Origin of the sequence: Lelliottia sp. CFBP8978 (assembly GCF_034046055.2) — a bacterium.
GTDB lineage: Bacteria > Pseudomonadota > Gammaproteobacteria > Enterobacterales > Enterobacteriaceae > Enterobacter.
Genome location: NZ_CM188253.1, coordinates 2169130 through 2187609 on the forward strand (window position 1 = coordinate 2169130; position 18480 = coordinate 2187609).

The following is an 18480-nucleotide window of genomic DNA, read 5'->3' on the forward strand; positions in this document are numbered from 1 at the left end:
AGGTATTCATTCAATGCAAAAACGTTATCTGGGTCAATCCGGACTCGAAGTCTCCGCGCTTGGGCTCGGCTGCATGGGCTTAAGCCACGGCTACGGCCCGGCGACCGATACTCGTCAGGCTATCGAGCTCATTCGCGCTGCGGTCGAACGTGGCGTCACCTTCTTCGATACCGCCGAAGTGTATGGCCCCTTCCTTAATGAAGAGGTTGTCGGCGAAGCCTTAAAACCGTTTCGTGAACGTGTGGTCATCGCGACCAAGTTTGGTTTTACCTTCGGTGCGGACAACAAGCAGCAGATTTTAAACAGCCGTCCGGAGCATATCCGTGAAGCAGTAGAAGGCTCATTACGCCGTCTTAAGACTGATGTCATTGACCTGCTGTATCAACACCGTGTCGATCCGGATGTGCCGATTGAAGATGTTGCGGGAACGGTGAAAGACCTGATCGCGGAAGGCAAAGTCAAACATTTCGGTCTGTCCGAAGCGGGCGCACAAACTATTCGTCGGGCGCATGCGGTACAACCGGTCACTGCCCTGCAAAGCGAATACTCCCTGTGGTGGCGCGAACCGGAGCAGGAGATCCTGCCGTTATTGGAGGAGCTGGGTATTGGTTTTGTGCCCTTCAGCCCGTTAGGCAAAGGCTTCCTGACGGGATCGATTAAGCCAGGAGCCACGTTTGGCAAGGATGATTACCGAAGCCAGGTGCCGCGTTTCGCCGAGCAGGCGATTGAAGCCAATGAAAAGCTGGTCTCGTTGTTGGGTGAACTGGCGGCAGAGAAAGGCGTGACCTCTGCGCAAATCGCGCTGGCATGGCTGCTGGCACAAAAGCCGTGGATTGTTCCTATCCCCGGCACCACCAAGCTACACCGGCTGGAGGAAAACCTGGGGGCTGCCGACATCATTCTTTCGCAGGATGACTCGCGGCAGATAACCCAGGCGCTTGAAACGATTAAAATCGTCGGCGAACGCTACTCTCCTGAGCACCAGGCTCGCGTAGGCCGTTAATACCCGGACGGGTTCGCCGCGAATGGCGGACCCGTTATTCCCCGTAGCGAAGCGCATCGATCATCAGTGCAAAAGCGGGCGGATGCTGCTTACGACTCGGGTAGTAGAGATAATATCCGGGGAAAGACGGACACCAGTCCTGCAAAACCTGGATCAGCTCTTCTGACTTTATATATTCCTGCACCCTGTCTTCAGGTATACAGGCGATGCCAAAACCGGAATTTCGTTACGTAAAGCCAGAGATCACCAGAAACCTGCTTTTTGAAAGCCAGGCTAACATCTGGCTTCCCGTTGACGTAATGCTGAAAAAGAAGGTGGCTCACAACAAGTAAAGCAAGCGTTATCGTTAACAACCCATGCAACCGCTTAATAACCTTGCTCCCGCGCATAATCTATCCCTTGTTTTATCCAGAACTGGTCATGAGGGTCGTCCCCATAAGGTGGTCTGCCATACCATGCCCCCCTATTTCTATATCTTTGTTGCAGATGAATAATGACCATTTTTATGCTCTGGTTATTAACTGAAATGGCGATCTGTATCTCCACTCCGCTTCAGTCTAATTGCCAGTAAAGGGGTGAACCGTAGACCTCGACAAAATAATCAATCACCGTTCGAACATTGAGCGGCGGATGGCGTGCGTTCGGGTAAATAGCCGCGATGTGCTGTGGCTCCGTTTTAATGGCAGAATCGTACTCCGCCATAAATCTGACTAAATCACCTTTCTTCAGGCTATCGCCAATCAACCAGTCCGGAAACAGCACCATTCCCATGCCGCCAAGTGCGCTGGTTAATAAAGATTCTGCGTTATTAGACGTCAGTAAGCCCGTCACGGGATGATGAATCCAGCTCGCACCGGGTTTTCTGAATAACCACCGATTAGGACCGGACGAGCCTTTATAAACCAGGCACTTATGATGTGTCAGATCGGCAGGCACGTGGGGTTCACCGTTTTTTGCAATATACCCCGGAGACGCCGCCAGATAATAACGCTGCGACCCGAAGATACGCGCGTGAAATGAAGAATCCGTCAGCGTACCAATCCTGAAGATAATATCCGCGGCATCCTTATGCGGGTCGATATAATCATCGGTCTGTGTCAGTTCAATCAGCAGTCGCGGGAAACGAACTGACAGCTCCGTCAGCCAGGGAGCAATGTGACGCTGACCAAAAAATACCGGGGCATTAATGCGGATAAGCCCTGCGGGCTCAAGGGATCGGTCCAGCATTTCTTTGCGGGCTTCGCTGAGTTGCTCTGTCATCGTCCGGGCGTAATCAATGAATAAACGCCCCGCTTCTGTCGGAATGACCGCCCGGGTATTTCGATAAAAAAGTTGCTGACCCAGCGTATCTTCCAGCTGGAGAATAACGCGCGAAATCATTGATGCTGAAACCCCTTCCCGCCTGGCCACGGCTGAAAAGCTCTGTTCATCAAAGACCGCGATAAAAAACGACAGTGCGCGAAAGTTTATGGCGCCGGGATCGTGCATTATCTCAATTCCTGCAAAGGTGTTTCATGGATTATACCGTTTTTCATCATTCATCGTTGCTATACGATGCTTCGCCTGAATCACTAAAGAGAGTGTTGTATGCAGTTTTTATTGATATTGCTGGTGATTGCCGGCGGAATGGGGTTGTCCGTTGAAGCCGGATTATTAGGGCCGTTAGGCAATGAAGTCGGCGGATTGTGGGCAACATTCAGCATTTTTGGCGTTGGCGCGGCGCTGACATTTCTGCTGATGCTGTTCTTTAGCCCGCGAAACAGCCCTTCTTTCTTCACTCAGCCCTCATGGACGCTGCTCGGTGGGATCCTGGGGCCGATATATGTCGTTATCCTGACGATTGCCGTTCCGGTTATCGGTATTGCAATGACGATGATAGGCATTCTGGCAGGCCAGGTCTTTAAAAGCCTGGTGATCGATCACTATGGCTTATTCGGTACATCTCATCGAAAAATTGACAGCAGACGTATTATCGCGCTGATTTTTATTGTGGCTGCCCTGATTCTCGTGGCAAAAGGCTGAGGTAACATGATGAATATATTAATGATTATTCTGGCTATCATCGGTGGCGCAGTTCTCAGCATTCAGGCGGCAATAAATGGCAAGTTGGGCAGCCATGTGGGTGTGTTCCGCAGTGCGTTTCTGACTTTCTCGCTGGGCGCACTGGTCACGGCGCTGCTCATCTTTTTCTTCGAACCGAAACAGACCCTGACCTTGCTGGATGTGCCGAAATGGCAACTGCTTGGGGCACTTTGCGGAGTGCCGTACATTGTCATTATGGTGATGGCCGTTCAGCGGATTGGGACCGCAGTGGCGACTGTGGCCGTCATTTTTGGCCAGCTGGCAATGAGTCTGCTCATTGATAATTTTGGCTGGTTAGGAAATGAAGCGATTCACTTTTCAGCGACGCGTCTCGGTGCGGTGGTTTGCCTGGGAATAGCGTTGATCTTTATTTATTCCAGCAGTTCTTCCACGAGCATAGCTGATGGAAAAAGCACCCGTCGGGCATCCACGCGTCATTGAGCCAAAATATTAAATATAACTTGATGATTTTCATCATATAACCCGAAAATGCATGCGCTACGTGAATTCTGGTGTTTTTGCTGTACACCGGTAAGCCAGAATTCACCCAGAGACCGTTTAAAATGCAGGGATAGTTTGCTGATAACCGGACTTTCTTGTAACCTTCCCCTGCACTCCTGACGACTCTATCAGAAACAACCGGACTCCCTTATGGCCGCTCATATTTCAAAAGATCCTTTGCATGGCGTAACCCTGGAAATGCAGGTCAATGCCCTCGTTGCTCATTACGGCTGGGTTAAACTGGGTAAATTGATCAACATTAACTGCTTTAAAAGCGACCCAAGCGTTAAATCGAGTCTGAAGTTTCTGCGTCGTACACCTTGGGCTCGCGCAGAAGTCGAAGCGCTGTATCTTGATTCGCTGGAAGAGGTGGCCGCTGAAGAACCCAACGATATCAATGATGACCCCTGGGCCAACAGTCGACTAAAGAAGAGCTAATCCCGATGCTCACACACGTTAAACGTTCTGTCGCACTGATGACACTTGCGCTGTTACTGGCCAGCTGTGCCTCAAAACCCCCCGTCTCTTTAGTGACTCCTCTTCCCCCCGTATCCAGCCATCCTCTGCCGGGTAAGTCGCATAACAATCATGAAACGATGCGTGGAGTCTGGCTGGCAACTGTTTCTCGTCTCGACTGGCCACCCGTCTCTTCTGTCAATATCAGTAACCCGGCTACCCGCAACAGGGTGCAACAGAAAGCGCTGACCGATAAGCTCGATAAATTAAAAAGCCTGGGCATTAATACGGTGTTCTTCCAGATCAAGCCTGACGGAACGGCGCTGTGGCCATCAAAAATTTTACCGTGGTCAGATACGCTGACGGGCCATATTGGTCTGGATCCCGGGTACGATCCCCTGCTCTTTATGCTCGACGAAGCACACAAACGCGGGATGAGCGTTCACGCCTGGTTTAACCCTTACCGGGTGACCACCAATACCAAACCGGGAACGGTTTCGGAGCTGAATCGCACCATTTCACTGAATCCGGCGAGCGTATTTGTGTTACACCGCGACTGGATCCGCACCGCCAGCGATCGCTTTGTGCTCGACCCGGGTATCCCGGAAGCACGAGACTGGATCACCAGCATCGTGGCGGAAGTGGTCTCGCGTTATCCTGTCGACGGCGTGCAGTTTGATGACTATTTCTATGCCGAGTCCCCTGCCTCCACGCTGAATGACAGTCAGACTTTTCAAAAATACGGCCATGGATTTGCTTCAAAAGCGGACTGGCGTCGGCACAACACGCAGCAGTTGATTGAACAAGTGTCACGCACGATTAAGCAGCTAAATCCTGACGTAGAATTCGGTGTCAGCCCCGCTGGCGTATGGCGCAATCGCTCACATGATCCGATGGGCTCGGACACCTCTGGTGCAGCGGCCTACGACGAAGCATTTGCCGATACGCGTCTGTGGGTTAAGCAAGGTCTGCTGGATTATATTGCTCCGCAGGTTTACTGGCCTTTCTCGCGTAAAGCGGCGCGCTATGACGTGCTGGCCAAATGGTGGGCGGATGTCGTCAAGCCCACCAACACCCGCCTTTATATCGGCGTTGCTTTATATAAAGTGGGTGAATCCTCGAAGAATGAACCCGACTGGACGGTAAATGGCGGCGTGCCGGAACTGAAAAAACAGCTCGATTTGAATGAGTCTTTACCGAACGTGAACGGCACAATCCTGTTCCGTGAGGACTATCTCAACCAGCCGCAGGCTCAGGAAGCGGTCAGCTATCTTAAAAATCGCTGGGGTTCGTGAACCCCGGCTATTCTGGTTTTGGGCCGAACATCTCCAACAATTGCTGTTGATCGGGCATACCGACAATCTGCTGCAGCTCATTCTTGTCATTCATATAATAAATGGCCGGCGTGGCGTTAGCGCCTAAATCGTCCATTAATTTCTGATGTTGCTGAAGCAGATTGAACGTCTCCCGCGATCCGTTAGTCTTCAGTTCAGGCAACGTTTTGCCCCCTGAGAGTTCGTACTCTTTCCACGCCGTAACAGGATCGGCAGCGTTGAGGATCGCCGTTGCGTTCGGACCGCTTTTCGGGTTCAGAAACGCCACCAGCAGCGTATTGAGCTGCACTTTGCCGGCTTTAACCCACGGCTGCGCTTCAGACCAGAATTTTTTACAATACGGGCAAAACGGATCGGCAAAGACGAACACTTTCTTAGGCGCGGCATCAGCGCCCTCTTTTAATGCCTGTGCGTTATTCAGCGTTTGCCACATTTTACGCCCCATCGGGACATAAATTTCTTTCTGGAAATACTCTTCGCTGATGTTTTTACCTTTATCATCATAAAGATAACCAGAAATGACATGCTTCCCGTCTGGCGTCAGAAACAGCGTTACGCCCATGTCCTGATATTGACCAATCCAGCTTTTCGCGCCACCAGGCGCATCAATTTCGCGGATGTTTTCAATGCCCTGCTGTTCGCCAAAATGCTTCACAACCGGTGGAACATCCCCGGCAGCAATAGCCAGTGCCGGGATTAAACCGGTTGCCATCAAAATAAGTGGATTGCGCATAACATACCTGAATGAATGGAGTTTCAGAGGCTGACAAAGGTGAAGAGCGTCAACGTGGAAACAGATCTACCTGACTGTTTTATAGCGTCGCTGCAGCGTTGCTGCCAGCTTGCGTTGCAACGGTTCCGGGGTTTCCCCCTCAATCAGCTTGCCAATTAAATCGAAGCAATGCCATGCCAGCTGTCGATTGTCCTGGCGTACCGTATCAATCGGAATCGTCAGTGAATCATATAGGTAGTGATCGTCGAAACTTGCCAGACGCATTTCGCTCTGTAGCAGATGATGCTGCCCCATGTAGCGTAATACCCCTTCCAGCAAACCGCACGCGGCGGTGAAAATGGCTTTTGGCGGGCGACCTAATCGCGCACAAAGCTCAGCAAACATTTCGTAGCCTGAGCTTGGGTGATAATTACCGTGAATGATCCATTCCGGGCGCAACGCTACGCCGGCGTTAGCCAGGCCTTGTTTAAAACCTTCCAGGCGATCGCGCGTCGGTGAAAGCCTCGGTTGACCACCGAGAAAATAGATTTCGTCCGGATGCTGGCGGGCAATATCGGCCACCAGTTCAGCCGTGGGCGTAATGGAATCGGTGATAACCAGCGGCAAAGAACTGTCATTCATATGACGGTCGAAGAGTACGACCGGCAGCTGTTCGCTCAGTTTTTGATAATCCGCGTCGTTTAACAGACTTGAAGCCACAATCAGGCCATCCACCTGACGCGAAACCATATTGTTCACCACGACCGTTTCCTGGCCCGGGTTTTCGTCCGTACAGGAGATCAACAGCTGCACACCCGCTTCACGACACAGGGTTTCCAGTTCATGAGAAAACACCGCAAAGCCGTAGTTGGTAATTTCGGGTACCACCAGTCCGATGGTATGGCTGCGATTATCACGCAATGAACGCGCATGAATGCTCGGCTGATAATGGTGCTGTTTGGCGATCGCCATCACTCGTTCACGGGTCTCTTCCGCCACGCGCAACTCTTTGCTACGGCCATTCAATACCAGACTGGCGGTGGCTTTTGAGACCCCCGCCAGCTCAGCGATGTCTTTTATGGTGACGCGTTTTGTTTTTCTCACAACGACTTAGATCCGGCTACCAAAACCCTCATTCTATCATGCAGGCGCGAAGCGACCAGTAGCGTAATGTGATGACGGACGCACCTTCGAAGCGAATCTGCGCCGGATGCTGCGGAAAATAGCGGCTGCTCATTACCCCTTCGCCGTCATTGATGAAAATTTCAACGCTAGAGCAATCGCACAGAACGCGCAGCGACGTCACGTTACCGAGCCAGTAGCGCACCAGCATCTCATCGTTTTTCAGGCTTTGCCGTTGCAGGCGGATCCCCTGCTCATCCACGCTCAGCCAGAGCGTATCAGCAAAGTTCACCTCCAGCGGCCCGTCCGGCATCAGGATAAATTCCACACGTCCGGCTTCCATGCATGGCGCATCGCTGGCATGACCTTGCCATTGGTGCTCTTCTTCACGCAGTGCGGTCAGTTCGCGGATCGGCTGTTGATAGAGTTTGCCCTCGCGGAACTGTAGCTCGCGCGGACAGGTCATCTGATGGATCCAGCCGTATTCTCGCGTGGGTTGCAGCATCTCTTCACCATCAGGCACGCCCATCCAGCCGATCAATATCCGGCGACCGTCAGCAGAAAGCGTGGTTTGCGGAGCATAAAACTCAAAGCCGGCATCCAGCTCATGTAATGGGCCGTGATTAAATGTGGCGCTCTCGAGGGCAACATCACCGCTCATCCAGGCGCAGGGATAGTGATTAAGATAGCGATGCGGTTCCCGCGCCAGTCCCTGCGGGCAGCAGATCAACACATGCGTGCCATCCAGTTCGAACAGATCCGGACACTCCCACATGTAGCCTGCGTCCTGAAGTCCGTTCACGCCGTGCCCGGCGATTTCGCCGCATGCGTGCCAGCACTGCAAGTCAGTCGATTTAAACAGCAACACCTTGCCACGCTGTTGTTGATCCTGTGCCCCCAGCACCATGTACCAGATTCCGTTTTGCTGCCACACTTTGGGGTCACGCACGTGTCCGGTATAGCCTGACGGGAGCGGTAATACCGGGCCCAGTTTATCAAATCCCCCGGCCGCATTTTGCACCGCCAGACACTGCCACGCGGTACGGCCACCGTCATCAAATTTCACATTGCCGGTATAGCAAAGTGTCAGCTCACCCTTGTTGACCACCGCGCTACCGGAATAGCACCCGTTACGGTCATACTCCTCGTCGGGCATCAGCGCCATGGGCTCATGCTGCCAGTGCACCAAATCAGCGGAACTCCAGTGGCCCCAGCATTTATATTGATGATCGCAATCCAGGGGATTCCACTGATAAAACAAATGGTAACGTCCGGCATACCAGATAAAACCATTAGGATCGTTCATCAGCCCGGTGACGGGAGCAGGATGCCACTGCGGATAGTGGCTGTCCTGCCGCGCACGCGGTTGCCCTTTCATGACGGCCTGCAACACGGCAGGCCAGCGGGAAGGAAGCGTCATTATTCAGAGTCCGTTTTGTATTTCAGCAGTAAAGAGACCGTAAAGGCGACCGCGAAGGCGATAACCATACCAATGATATAGTTGAGCAGTGAGGAGGCCTGCACGATCGCCATTCCCGGAATTGCCGTTAATCCGACCGCCGTCATATAGACATGGACCGATACCACCCATGCCCCGCCCGCAGCGCCACCGATGAGCGCCGCAATAAATGGCTTCACAAAGCGCAGGTTAATACCAAAAATAGCCGCTTCAGTGATCCCAAGCATGGCCGAAAAAGCGGACGGTAAGGTGATCGCTTTAATTTTGGCATCGTTGGTTTTGAACCAGACCGCCAGACAGGCCCCACCCTGCGCGACGTTTGCCATCGCCCAAATCGGCAGCAAGAAGTTAACGCCAATTGAAGGATTACCTAACAGTCCCGCTTCAATGGCATGGAAGCTATGGTGAATGCCGGTAATCACAATCACCGAATAGAGCCCACCAAACAGCAATCCTGCCAGCCAACCGGCGTGCTCAATCAATGTGCTCAACACAAACGAAATACCATCGCCCAGCGCGCGTCCAGCCGGACCGATAATCAGTAAGGCAATGAAGCCAGAGATAATAACGGTCAGGAATGGCGTTAAAATCAAATCCAGCGCATCCGGAATGACGCGGCGAAGTTGTTTCTCCACCAGACTCATAAACCACACCGCCAGCAGCACAGGGAAAACCGTCCCCTGATAGCCAATCATCGCAATCTCAAAGCCGAAAAAGTCCATGGTCTGGAAGCCCGACGCCACGCCCCAGGCGTTGGTCAGCGCCGGATGAGTCAGAATTCCGCCAAGCGTCGCCCCCAGATAAGGATTACCGCCAAATTCACGGGCAGCGGTAAAACCAATCAGGATCGGCAGAATAATAAACGCCGCCGAACTACACATATCGAGCATGATGTAGAGCGCGTTATCCGCATTCACCCAACCATAGGTTTTTATCATCCCGAGCAGACCCATCAGCAGGCCAGACGCCACAATGGCAGGGATGATGGGGACAAAGATATTGGACAGCAGTCGGGCAATGCGCTGGAACGGGTTTAACTTACGCGCGGCAATGTCAGCGGCCTCGGATTTGCTGGATTCACCGAGACCGGTGGCCTGGATAAATGCCGCATACACTTTATTGACCACGCCGGTGCCGAAAATCACCTGCATCTGCCCTGCGTTATGAAAACAGCCTTTCACCCCGTCGACCTGACCGATCGCCTGCCGATCGGCCAACGTGTCATCAACCAATACCAGACGCAAACGCGTCGCGCAATGTGCCGCACTGGCGATGTTCTCTTTGCCGCCGAGCAGCGGAATAAGCGCGCGGGCGATATTATCAAAATCCATAGACACCTCTGACTGAACTCATTTTTATGATGTAAGTGACGCTCCCGCAGCGCGAGAGCGTGAAGGGTTAAAACCAGGTTTCCATCTGCACCCCAAAGTTCCATTCCCCGCCGGCGTTGAAACCGCTACTGCCAAAGGCATCATCGCTGGCGTAGTTGTCCAGTTTGCTGCTCCAGTCCATCCAGGTGGCGTACAAACGCAGTTCAGGACGGCTGAAGAAATCGCCGATCTTGCCGGCTTTCAGGGTTGGTGCCACGGTCAGTTTGTAGAAACTGCCGTTCACCGCGTGACGATCTTTGTAGCCTTTCGGATCCAAATCCATGTACTGATAGCTACCCTCAAACGCCATTGCAAAGTTCTGTGTGACCTCTTTGATTAAGCGCGTATTGAGCGTTACCCATTCATAGCTGTCGCCTTTGACATAGCGATCTTTACTGCTCTGGCCAAGAACCGCCGGGGCAATGTGCCAGCCGCCTCCAATCGGGGTTGTGCCATAGCTGGCAAATCGCCAGGTGTCTGCTTCGGACAGCAGTGCGCCATCGGACCCGAGGCTTTTCACTTCTGCGCCCAGGCCATGACCATACAGTAAGGCGGTTTTCGCGGAACCGTCACGTAAACCGTAGAAGCTCTCATTGTGAAGGCCGAGCAACGCGTGAACACCGTTATTGGCCGCGTCCGTTTTAATGGCATCGCCATTTGCATCTTTCCGGTCGTCGTTATCTTTGGCGCGCATCCCGCTCACCATCACCTGCAACGGACCGGCAAAGTGGTTCATGCTCAGAATGTAGTTCTGAACGTTATTGTCGATCTCTTCCTGACTGCCGAAGTTGCGTCCGTAAAGGGAGAAGTTACTGCGGAAATCTTCGCTCCACTTGACGTCATACACCCCGCCGCCGGTGCCCGCGAGGAACACCACATCGGAATCGAGCCAGTGAATATCAAAATTATCACGGTCAAAACGCTTACCGGCCCAGAAGGTGCTGCCCTTAAGCGCACCGCTGAAATCAGGTAAATTGCCCAGTTCGGCAAACGCCTGACGAATGTTGAGATCGCTCGAATCGGCGGACCAGTCGTTATAGGTTTTCTGTCCATCGGCAAGCATGGCTTTAAAGCGCGTTGTCGCTCCGTTTTCCAGCGTCTGTTTATGCTCTACGTTCAGCTCAACATAGGTGTCGGCTTCATTGCCCAGACGCCCTATCGCGCCGCCCGTCTCCCCGGCTGGCGTCAGGTAAGGACCGCTTTTGCTGCCGGAAGCCGCATCATTCATCAGCAAGCCTGAACGGGCATAACCGTGAAACTCGAAGCCACTGGCGAGATCGGCTTTTTGTTCAAGAGCAGACGTACGCTGCGCGACCTCCTGAGTGGTGGTCTGGGTTTGCTGTTGAACGGCCACCAGCTGTTGTGTTTTTTGTTCTGCTGCACTGGCTCGCTTTTCTGCAGCCTGCGCGCGACTCTCGGCTGCCTGTAAACGTTGTTCAAGCAGCGCGAGACGCGCTTCAATACTGTTCATATCCGTCTGAGCGTAAACCGAAGCACTACCGGCCAGCATGCCAATCATCACGGCAAGTCTGCGTTTTTTATACATTTTGTCGCATCCCTAAAAGAGGTTATTGATAGTTGCTAAATTGCTAAACCGGTTTAGGTTGTTGATACTAAACCTGCCGATTTTGGATCAGCAATGTTTTTTGCTAAACCGATTTAGTAAATGTGACCAGGGCGACAATTCAGACCGCGATGCTGCGGTCTGAGGCAGGAACAACGATGAGGGGAAATTAGACTTCGTGGTGATAAGGCAGCGCGGTCATCGCACCTTTAGAGGTGGTGGCAAGCGCACCACAGCGCTGCGCGAGCGCAATCGTCGCGGATAAATCAGCCGTACCGCTGGCAAGCCCAAACAGCAGTCCGGCGACAAAGGCATCTCCGGCACCGGTGGTATCCACGCTCTCCACGGGGCTTCCCGGATAAGTGGTGAGCTTCCCGTCATGCCAGGCTACAACACCCTTTTTGCCCATCGTCACCATCACTAAAGGTGACTGGCACTGGCTGACCACCAGCGCCAGCGCGGGCTCCAGTTCGTCAATGCCGCTTAAAAAGGCCAACTCCTCAAGGGACAGTTTCACCACGTCTGCCATACGCATCGCCTGTATCAGACAATCCCGTAATTCAGCGTCATCCTGCCATAAATCGGGGCGGATATTGGGATCGAAACTGACGAATCCCCCCGCCTGTTTAATGGTATTCATCGCCTGAAATGTCGTTGAACGACTGGGTTCGGCGCTGAGTGCAATGGAGCACGCATGAAGCCACTCACCTTCCTGAAAACCCGGCAGATCGCTCGGCGTCAGAAACAGGTCCGCGCTCGGTCGAACCATAAAAGTGAAAGAACGCTCTCCCTGCGCATCCAAATCCACAACCACCGTCGAAGTGCGATGCCGCGGATCGAGATGCATATAATGGGTATCCACGTTCTGCGTAAATAACGTGTGGCGCAGATAGCGACCAAAGGGATCGTCACCGACTCTGCCAATAAACCCGCTTTTACCCCCGAGCCGCGCAACGCCTACCGCCACATTGGCTGGCGCCCCTCCCGGACATTGCAATAATCGCCCCTCTCCGTCAGGCAGAAGATCGACCACGGCATCGCCAAGCATCCATATCTTTTTCATGCTCACCTCAAGCTAAACATTAATTAAACCGGTTTAGCTATTTAAGCACATCCGAGCTGAACGGGAAATACAGACAGGACAATGCGGTAGTTTAGTTGTTGAAAGACGCTGGGCGCTGAATCTGCGGCCAGTGGATATTGCCTACGCCATTCAGCTGCGGACGGGCAAAAAGAAAGCCCTGGAACCGTCTGATACCGGCGGATTCAAGCCAGCACCACTCTTCTATCTTCTCGATGCCTTCCGCCACCAGCGTAATTTCCAGATCGGTACAGCAGCTGACGATGGATTTCACAATCGCCTGTTTTGGTCCGCTCAGATGAATATCGCTGACGATCTCACGGTCGATCTTGATTTTGTCGGGCTGAAAGCGAGTGAGGAGCGAAAGACCGGCATACCCGGAGCCAAAATCGTCGATCGCCAGCCCAATACCCGCCGCGCGAAGCTGCTTGATGGCGCTGTTAAACCGGTTGAAGCCGGAAATCATCTCATTTTCCGTCACTTCCACCACCACCTGCTCTGGCAAAAGATAATGTTTTACGATGTTTTCCAGCAGAAATTCTACCGCATTGGGAACATTGACCAGCGACATCGGCAGCAGATTGATGGCAATCTTATGATCGCCAATGCCGATCTTTTCCGCCAGCGCAAACGCGTAGGCTTTGGTCTGCAGGTCAACTTCATAGACTTTTTCCGGCGGAATGGCGTTAAAGAAGTGTTCCGGACTGCCGCCGTCGTTCCCACGGATAAGGGCTTCCAGCGACGTGATTTTTCCTTCTGAAGGCTCAACAATCGGCTGGAAAGCAAACTGGCAAATCTGATTAGCCATCAGGCCGTCGACGCCGTGACCAAAAGGGGCAATTCCGGAGGCTAATGTCCAGCTATCGGGGCGATACCTGTCCCCGGCGTCTGGCAGTTGACTCCGGGTGATAAAGGTCTGAATGAATTTGAATACCCGATCTTCCGAAGTCAGATAACTGTCGAGTTTGCTATAGCGCAACACCGATTCCAGCACCGCTTTGGTCGCCTGCACCTGCAGATCAAATAACAGCATGCCGACGTTGTCAAAACGTCTTCTCGACCCATAATCACGCATCAGTTCGACGACCCCAAGATGGCGTTCATCGGCGCGGATTTTGTGGAAAAGCTTTACGACGTCCTCTTCTGCGCCTTCAAGAATTTGCAAAAAATCGACGCCGTTAAACAGCAAAATGCCGGTAATATCCACCCCTGCGTTTCGCTGCTTCGCTTCTTCGACCAAAGAAATGAGCGAGAATGGTTCACAGGATGAATTTAACTGGCTCCGATAGATGAGTGTTGTCAGCACAGTAATAAGTCCCGTTTTGATGATTGCGCATTCAAGCGATTGTTTATCATAATTTAAAGCTGTCGACTAATGATAATCGGTCATTTTTTTGATTTGAGATTATCACGCACAGTAAGAGACAAAATGAATGTATGCGCCACTCATTCTGCCTTCAGCAATCTTTCGGCTTGCTTCTCCATGCCCTGAAATATCGCCTCACTGATGTGTTGCGGAAAATCTGGCGGCAAACACTGGCGGACACTGGCAATCACCTCCGCCGTCACAGTGCCCATTTCATCCATCATCGTTTTCGCGCGCTGGGCAGAGAACCCAACCCGTGCCGCAGTGGCCGGAAAATGACGAGGCTGGATCTGCGCCCAATGGTACTGGCGGTTTTTCCCCTGCAAAGCCATCGCCATTTTCGCTTTCCGGGCGGCGATCCCCTTCGCACCAAATATCGGATAGGCGGAGAGAATATCGTACAGAGGCGTCATCACATAAGCCGATTCCGGTTCAATGAATACGCTGTAATTTTTAGCATGCCCGTCAATTGCGCCTATCAGCCAGTAGAAGATCTGGGTGCGGAAAAAGGTTTCACGATCCTGCGTCGAACGCCGTGACCCCAGCAGCAGAGTCATAATCTCGGCAATGCCCGGCCCGCCATGCGATTCATATTTCAGCGCCGGTGAATAACCCAGTGCCTGACACATATCCTCTTGCGGGAGCCGCATCAGCCAGCTGCCGTCGCGTGACCATTTCCGGTCAAAGCGCTCGACGATCAATACCGTTTTGTCCGACCAGCTGGCTAACGATGCGTTCGCGACGGCAAAACCGAAGGCGCTGGCGATACGCAGGCAGAGCCACTCGTTCTCACAGCTTTCGCTCAGGTCGATATTATTCTGCTCAATTTTACCGATGGGTAATTTGAAAATATGACTGGTAGGCGTGCTGCCGTGTGGTCGCTGCCAGCACCCCTGATGCCAGAGCAAGGCTGTTTTTTCCTGCGCCCCGGCGAGGGATATACGGAAATCCTGATCGTCGGTCATGCCCAGCGGTGCGTTGCGATATCCCTCCAGCAGGGCGGCAATATCCTCATCGGACAGCGGTGTGGCATGCATCTGCGTCACCGCAGGAATGGGGAGATCTTCGGGATAGAGCTGGATCGCCCCCACGCAGTCGCGCCCGACACTTGCCAGCAAATCAAACGGATGATCGGTCGGCACTTTAAAGCGCATCTGCATACGCGCGATGATTGCCTGCGAGTCGGGCAGCAAATTGCTGAAAAAGTTATACACCGCTTCGCCCTCCTGACGACGCGGTGTTAACGGCAACGACTGCGAAATCACGCGCGCGCCGGGAGTCTGTAGCCATGATGGCGCATACTGCCAGGACATTGCCCCCTTACCGTTACGATACAACGTTCCGACAACCGTGCCGTTCATGGCGACAGTCAACTTACTGTTTTTCATCTACCACTCCTGCCCCCAGCCGCGGTCTTTCTCCGTGGTCTCGCCACGCGGCATGACATGCAGTTCCAGATCGAGGGCTGAAAGCAGGCGAAATAAGGTTTCGAGCTTACTGCTGTCCGGATTTTGCTCGAACCCGGAGACCGTGGCTTGCTTCATCCCGACGCGTTCTGCGGTCTCTGCTTGCGTAAGCCGGAGAGACTTGCGCTGATCTCGCATCGCATTTGCCAGCATCGTAGATGTGGTAATTTTCATCTTGACCTCTTTTATCCTCGTGCTGGGATAAAGACACAATATCCCCTCCCACGGATAAAATCAAATTATCCTCTACAAGGGATATTTATTATTTATCCCTTTCAGGGGATAAATACGGTTATGCGCTTAATCAGCGGGCTGGCGCTGCTTTACTGGCGGCTGTTCGACAGACGCCTGCACAGTCGATCCGCTGATTAATTCGCTCGATCATATCGTCGTAAAAGGGATTCGAGGTCACACGCATCAGCGAATCCATGCCTACCACCAGCACCGCGGTTTCACCGCGCAGAGAGATGTTGCCGAGGTTTATCCCGTAGCGACGGGGATCTTCAGGCTGGCTCCCGTACAGATCGTCAGTCGGTGGAAAAGGTATCGCAACGTGCGACAGCGAGTAGAGATCGCGCGGCCAGGCGGAAGTCAGAGGCTGGACATCAACGTCTGTCTTGCCTGCTGGCTGGGTTCGCGCGACGGTCTGTAAGCTCTGAGGTGAGGCATTGGTCACCACCGTCGCGGTAAAACGGCGCGGTGGCGCAGGTAACAACGCATCGACCGCTACATAGGCGCCCGGTCTGAACAGCGGTCGAAGCGTCGCCGCCTGGTTGATATCGTAGATAACGAGCTCGTTGCCATTATCCGGCAACAGAGTAAACAGCGAATCCACCACCCCACGCGCGCTCACGGTGGAGTCCATCACCGACTGAAAAGCCAGAATCGGCGGCAGCGACGTCAGCGTGTGATTGCGCGCCGCACGAGTCAGCTGGGTCTGTAACGTCTGCGTTAACAGCCAGGACTGACGGGCCGCATTCACCGGAAACGAATTATATTTAAACGGATTATATTCCGGTAACACGCTCAGCCAGGCGGCTTTGGCAAACGGCGGCAGCAGCGCCGGCAGGCCTGCCAGCCCGGCAAAACGGGCAAAGGCGTTCACACGGATCATCGGCGACAATAAAACCAGCTGCTGCGGTTGACGCAGATGCGGATCGCCTGTGGCGTCCAGGGCATAGTTCAGCGCCAGCGCCCCTCCGTTGGAGTAGCCCACCAGATGCAGCGGCACATCGTTACCCGCAAGACGCGTGGCCTCCCGTACCGCCAGCCGTACCACTGCCTGCCACGCCTCGCGGCTGACATCGGTTAGCGCGCCGGGCGCCGTGCCATGCCCGGGCAAACGCGGCGCGATGGCCACAAATCCACGCTGTTGATAATTGACGGCCAGGCTTTTGACGCTATAGGGCGAATCGGTCAGCCCGTGCAGCAGCACCGCCACCCCTTTCGGTTTGCCCGCTGGCATCAGCACAAAGGAGCGATTACCGTCATCGGGAAACTGCCCGGGACAGACCGGGCTGTGCAGGTAGAAGCGGTTCAACGGCGTTTTGTCATTTTCGTCCAGCCGATCCGTGACCTCCGTGCGCAGATCGTGAAAGATAGCGGTTTCGCGTTGCAGATAGTCGCTAAAGCTGGCGTGGTCGATCTCCTGCGCCGACATCTCGTGCGCCGTCCAGGTGTGCCAGGGATGCAGCGCGGGGCCGGTCTGCGTTTTATAGATCCTGCCCGCCAGCAGAATGAACACCACTATGCCCAACACGATGGCGGTCCTTTTTAATACAGCCAGTAAACGCGTTCGGATCCGCCACGGCAGAGTCGCCATTCCATGCCCCTTTCTTCAAAAATGAGCCTTATCTTAAAAGAGAAAACGCGCGATGCCAAAAGTGTGAAGGCTCCGGCGTATTCGCCATTGATACCGACTCCTGCACCAAAAGTGAACTACGCTGCACAAATGTTGATCATAGGTTAATTAAATATTGCATAAATTCGCCAGCACAGGCGTTCCAGCGCGTCATGTGGATATGGCACGCGTCGTGCATTGTTAGTCTGGTAACACGTAGCGGGCCAATGACAACCCATTAACAGCGAGGCGGCACGGTGACACAACCAGAACTGCTGACCAGAATCGAAGCGATATTCAGCCAGCTGACACCCAGTGAAAAACGGGTCGCGAGCTGGCTGCAGGCCAATATGGCGCAAATCCCGTTTGAAACGGCGGAGAGCGTGGCGCTTGCGACAGGAACCAGCGGCATTACCGTGGGCCGCTTCCTGCGCAAACTGGGCTATCGCAATCTGGACGATGCCAAAAACAGCCTGCGCGACGTGCCGCAAACCCCCTATCAGCCGTGGGGAATGAACGAGCGTCTCGATTCGTGGCAACAACAGCGCGCGCTGTCAGGCCGGGTTCAGCACTCCCTCTCGCTGGAGCTCGACGCCATTCAGCAGGTTTATCAGCTGGCGCAGAGCGCGGCCTTCCAGCGCATCGTGTATCAGTTAACGCATGCCGATGCCGTCTATGTACTGGGGATCCAGTCGACGCGCGGGATTGCGAATGCCTTTTTCAGCCATCTGGAGTATCTGCGGCCACGCGTGAGTTATTCCGAAGGCTTATCCGGCAGCTGGGTGGAATCACTCAATTCAGAATTCGCGCGCCCGTATGTGGTACTGACCGATACCCGCGCTTATTCCGCCATTGCCCGCCAGTACTGTCGGGTGGCGAGCGAAAAAGCGATTCCGATGGCGTTGATCACCGATATCTGGTGTCCCTGGGCGCGCGATTATCCCATCGACCTATTACAGGTGAAAACGGATACCGGCCATTTCTGGGATTCACTGGCCCCGGTGAGCTGTTTATTCAACCTGCTGCTGTCTGGCGTGGTGGAGGCGTTAGGTGACGCGCTTCCGCTGCGGCTGGCGGCAAACCGCCAACTACAGCAAGAGTTTGGTCAATTCGAACGTTAAGGA

At 53.6% G+C, this 18480-nt stretch carries 17 protein-coding genes and 1 pseudogene; 6 read left to right on the forward strand and 12 right to left on the reverse strand.

Going from position 1 to position 18480, the window contains the following annotated elements:
• Window positions 1–13: 13 nt before the first annotated feature.
• Window positions 14–1003 (forward strand): aldo/keto reductase, encoded by a 990-nt coding sequence (locus SOM82_RS10215; protein WP_320459491.1) that lies wholly within the window; start codon window positions 14–16, stop codon window positions 1001–1003.
• Window positions 1004–1037: 34 nt separating this feature from the next.
• On the opposite strand, the pseudogene SOM82_RS10220 reads toward SOM82_RS10215, so the two are convergent.
• Both SOM82_RS10220 and SOM82_RS10225 read right to left on the reverse strand, forming a co-directional pair.
• Window positions 1038–1223 (reverse strand): annotated as a pseudogene (locus SOM82_RS10220) (LysR substrate-binding domain-containing protein); the annotation flags it as partial.
• 332 nt (window positions 1224–1555) lie between these two features.
• Window positions 1556–2491 (reverse strand): LysR family transcriptional regulator, encoded by a 936-nt coding sequence (locus SOM82_RS10225; RefSeq protein WP_320459492.1) that lies wholly within the window; start codon window positions 2489–2491, stop codon window positions 1556–1558.
• 99 nt (window positions 2492–2590) lie between these two features.
• Here SOM82_RS10225 and SOM82_RS10230 point away from each other — a divergent pair, with 99 nt between their 5' ends.
• The 4 genes from SOM82_RS10230 to SOM82_RS10245 all read left to right on the forward strand — a co-directional run bounded on the left by SOM82_RS10230 (window position 2591) and on the right by SOM82_RS10245 (window position 5337).
• Window positions 2591–3025 (forward strand): DMT family transporter, encoded by a 435-nt coding sequence (locus SOM82_RS10230; protein ID WP_154125458.1) that lies wholly within the window; start codon window positions 2591–2593, stop codon window positions 3023–3025.
• A gap of 9 nt (window positions 3026–3034) precedes the next feature.
• Window positions 3035–3526: a DMT family transporter gene (locus tag SOM82_RS10235; RefSeq protein WP_320459618.1), complete on the forward strand. Its 492-nt coding sequence runs from the start codon at window positions 3035–3037 to the stop codon at window positions 3524–3526.
• 210 nt (window positions 3527–3736) lie between these two features.
• A complete protein-coding gene (locus SOM82_RS10240) occupies window positions 3737–4024 on the forward strand; it encodes a VF530 family protein (RefSeq protein ID WP_154125459.1) in 288 nt (95 codons plus the stop codon).
• A 5-nt stretch (window positions 4025–4029) separates the two neighbouring features.
• Window positions 4030–5337, forward strand: a complete 1308-nt coding sequence (locus tag SOM82_RS10245) for a glycoside hydrolase family 10-like protein (protein ID WP_320459493.1) — start codon at window positions 4030–4032, stop codon at window positions 5335–5337.
• Window positions 5338–5344: 7 nt separating this feature from the next.
• On the opposite strand, the gene dsbG is transcribed toward SOM82_RS10245, so the two are convergent.
• The 10 genes from dsbG to SOM82_RS10295 all read right to left on the reverse strand — a co-directional run bounded on the left by dsbG (window position 5345) and on the right by SOM82_RS10295 (window position 17338).
• On the reverse strand, window positions 5345–6088 hold the full coding sequence (gene dsbG, locus SOM82_RS10250) for a thiol:disulfide interchange protein DsbG (protein ID WP_414672106.1): 744 nt from the start codon (window positions 6086–6088) through the stop codon (window positions 5345–5347).
• 87 nt (window positions 6089–6175) lie between these two features.
• Entirely contained in the window at window positions 6176–7192 is a 1017-nt protein-coding gene (locus SOM82_RS10255) for a LacI family DNA-binding transcriptional regulator (RefSeq protein ID WP_320459495.1), read from the reverse strand.
• Between the two features lie 28 nt (window positions 7193–7220).
• On the reverse strand, window positions 7221–8630 hold the full coding sequence (locus SOM82_RS10260) for a sucrose-6-phosphate hydrolase (protein ID WP_320459496.1): 1410 nt from the start codon (window positions 8628–8630) through the stop codon (window positions 7221–7223).
• Entirely contained in the window at window positions 8630–10000 is a 1371-nt protein-coding gene (locus SOM82_RS10265; RefSeq protein ID WP_320459497.1) for a sucrose-specific PTS transporter subunit IIBC, read from the reverse strand. Before SOM82_RS10265 ends, SOM82_RS10260 begins: the two co-directional genes overlap by 1 nt.
• A 67-nt stretch (window positions 10001–10067) precedes the next feature.
• The gene (locus SOM82_RS10270) at window positions 10068–11585 is read right to left on the reverse strand and encodes a carbohydrate porin (protein WP_320459498.1); all 1518 of its coding nucleotides are present in this window, start codon (window positions 11583–11585) and stop codon (window positions 10068–10070) included.
• A 187-nt stretch (window positions 11586–11772) separates the two neighbouring features.
• On the reverse strand, window positions 11773–12666 hold the full coding sequence (cscK, locus tag SOM82_RS10275) for a fructokinase (RefSeq protein WP_320459499.1): 894 nt from the start codon (window positions 12664–12666) through the stop codon (window positions 11773–11775).
• A 91-nt stretch (window positions 12667–12757) separates the two neighbouring features.
• Window positions 12758–13990 carry a diguanylate phosphodiesterase gene (locus SOM82_RS10280; RefSeq protein ID WP_320459500.1) on the reverse strand — a complete coding sequence of 411 codons (1233 nt, stop codon included), beginning with the start codon at window positions 13988–13990 and terminating at the stop codon, window positions 12758–12760.
• Between the two features lie 140 nt (window positions 13991–14130).
• A complete protein-coding gene (locus SOM82_RS10285; RefSeq protein ID WP_320459501.1) occupies window positions 14131–15438 on the reverse strand; it encodes a type II toxin-antitoxin system HipA family toxin in 1308 nt (435 codons plus the stop codon).
• On the reverse strand, window positions 15439–15690 hold the full coding sequence (locus SOM82_RS10290) for a helix-turn-helix domain-containing protein (protein WP_320459502.1): 252 nt from the start codon (window positions 15688–15690) through the stop codon (window positions 15439–15441).
• A gap of 130 nt (window positions 15691–15820) precedes the next feature.
• Window positions 15821–17338: an alpha/beta hydrolase gene (locus SOM82_RS10295; RefSeq protein ID WP_320459503.1), complete on the reverse strand. Its 1518-nt coding sequence runs from the start codon at window positions 17336–17338 to the stop codon at window positions 15821–15823.
• A gap of 275 nt (window positions 17339–17613) precedes the next feature.
• Between SOM82_RS10295 and SOM82_RS10300 the strand changes: the two genes are divergently transcribed.
• Window positions 17614–18477: a MurR/RpiR family transcriptional regulator gene (locus SOM82_RS10300; protein ID WP_320459504.1), complete on the forward strand. Its 864-nt coding sequence runs from the start codon at window positions 17614–17616 to the stop codon at window positions 18475–18477.
• The last annotated feature ends 3 nt before the right edge of the window (window positions 18478–18480 follow it).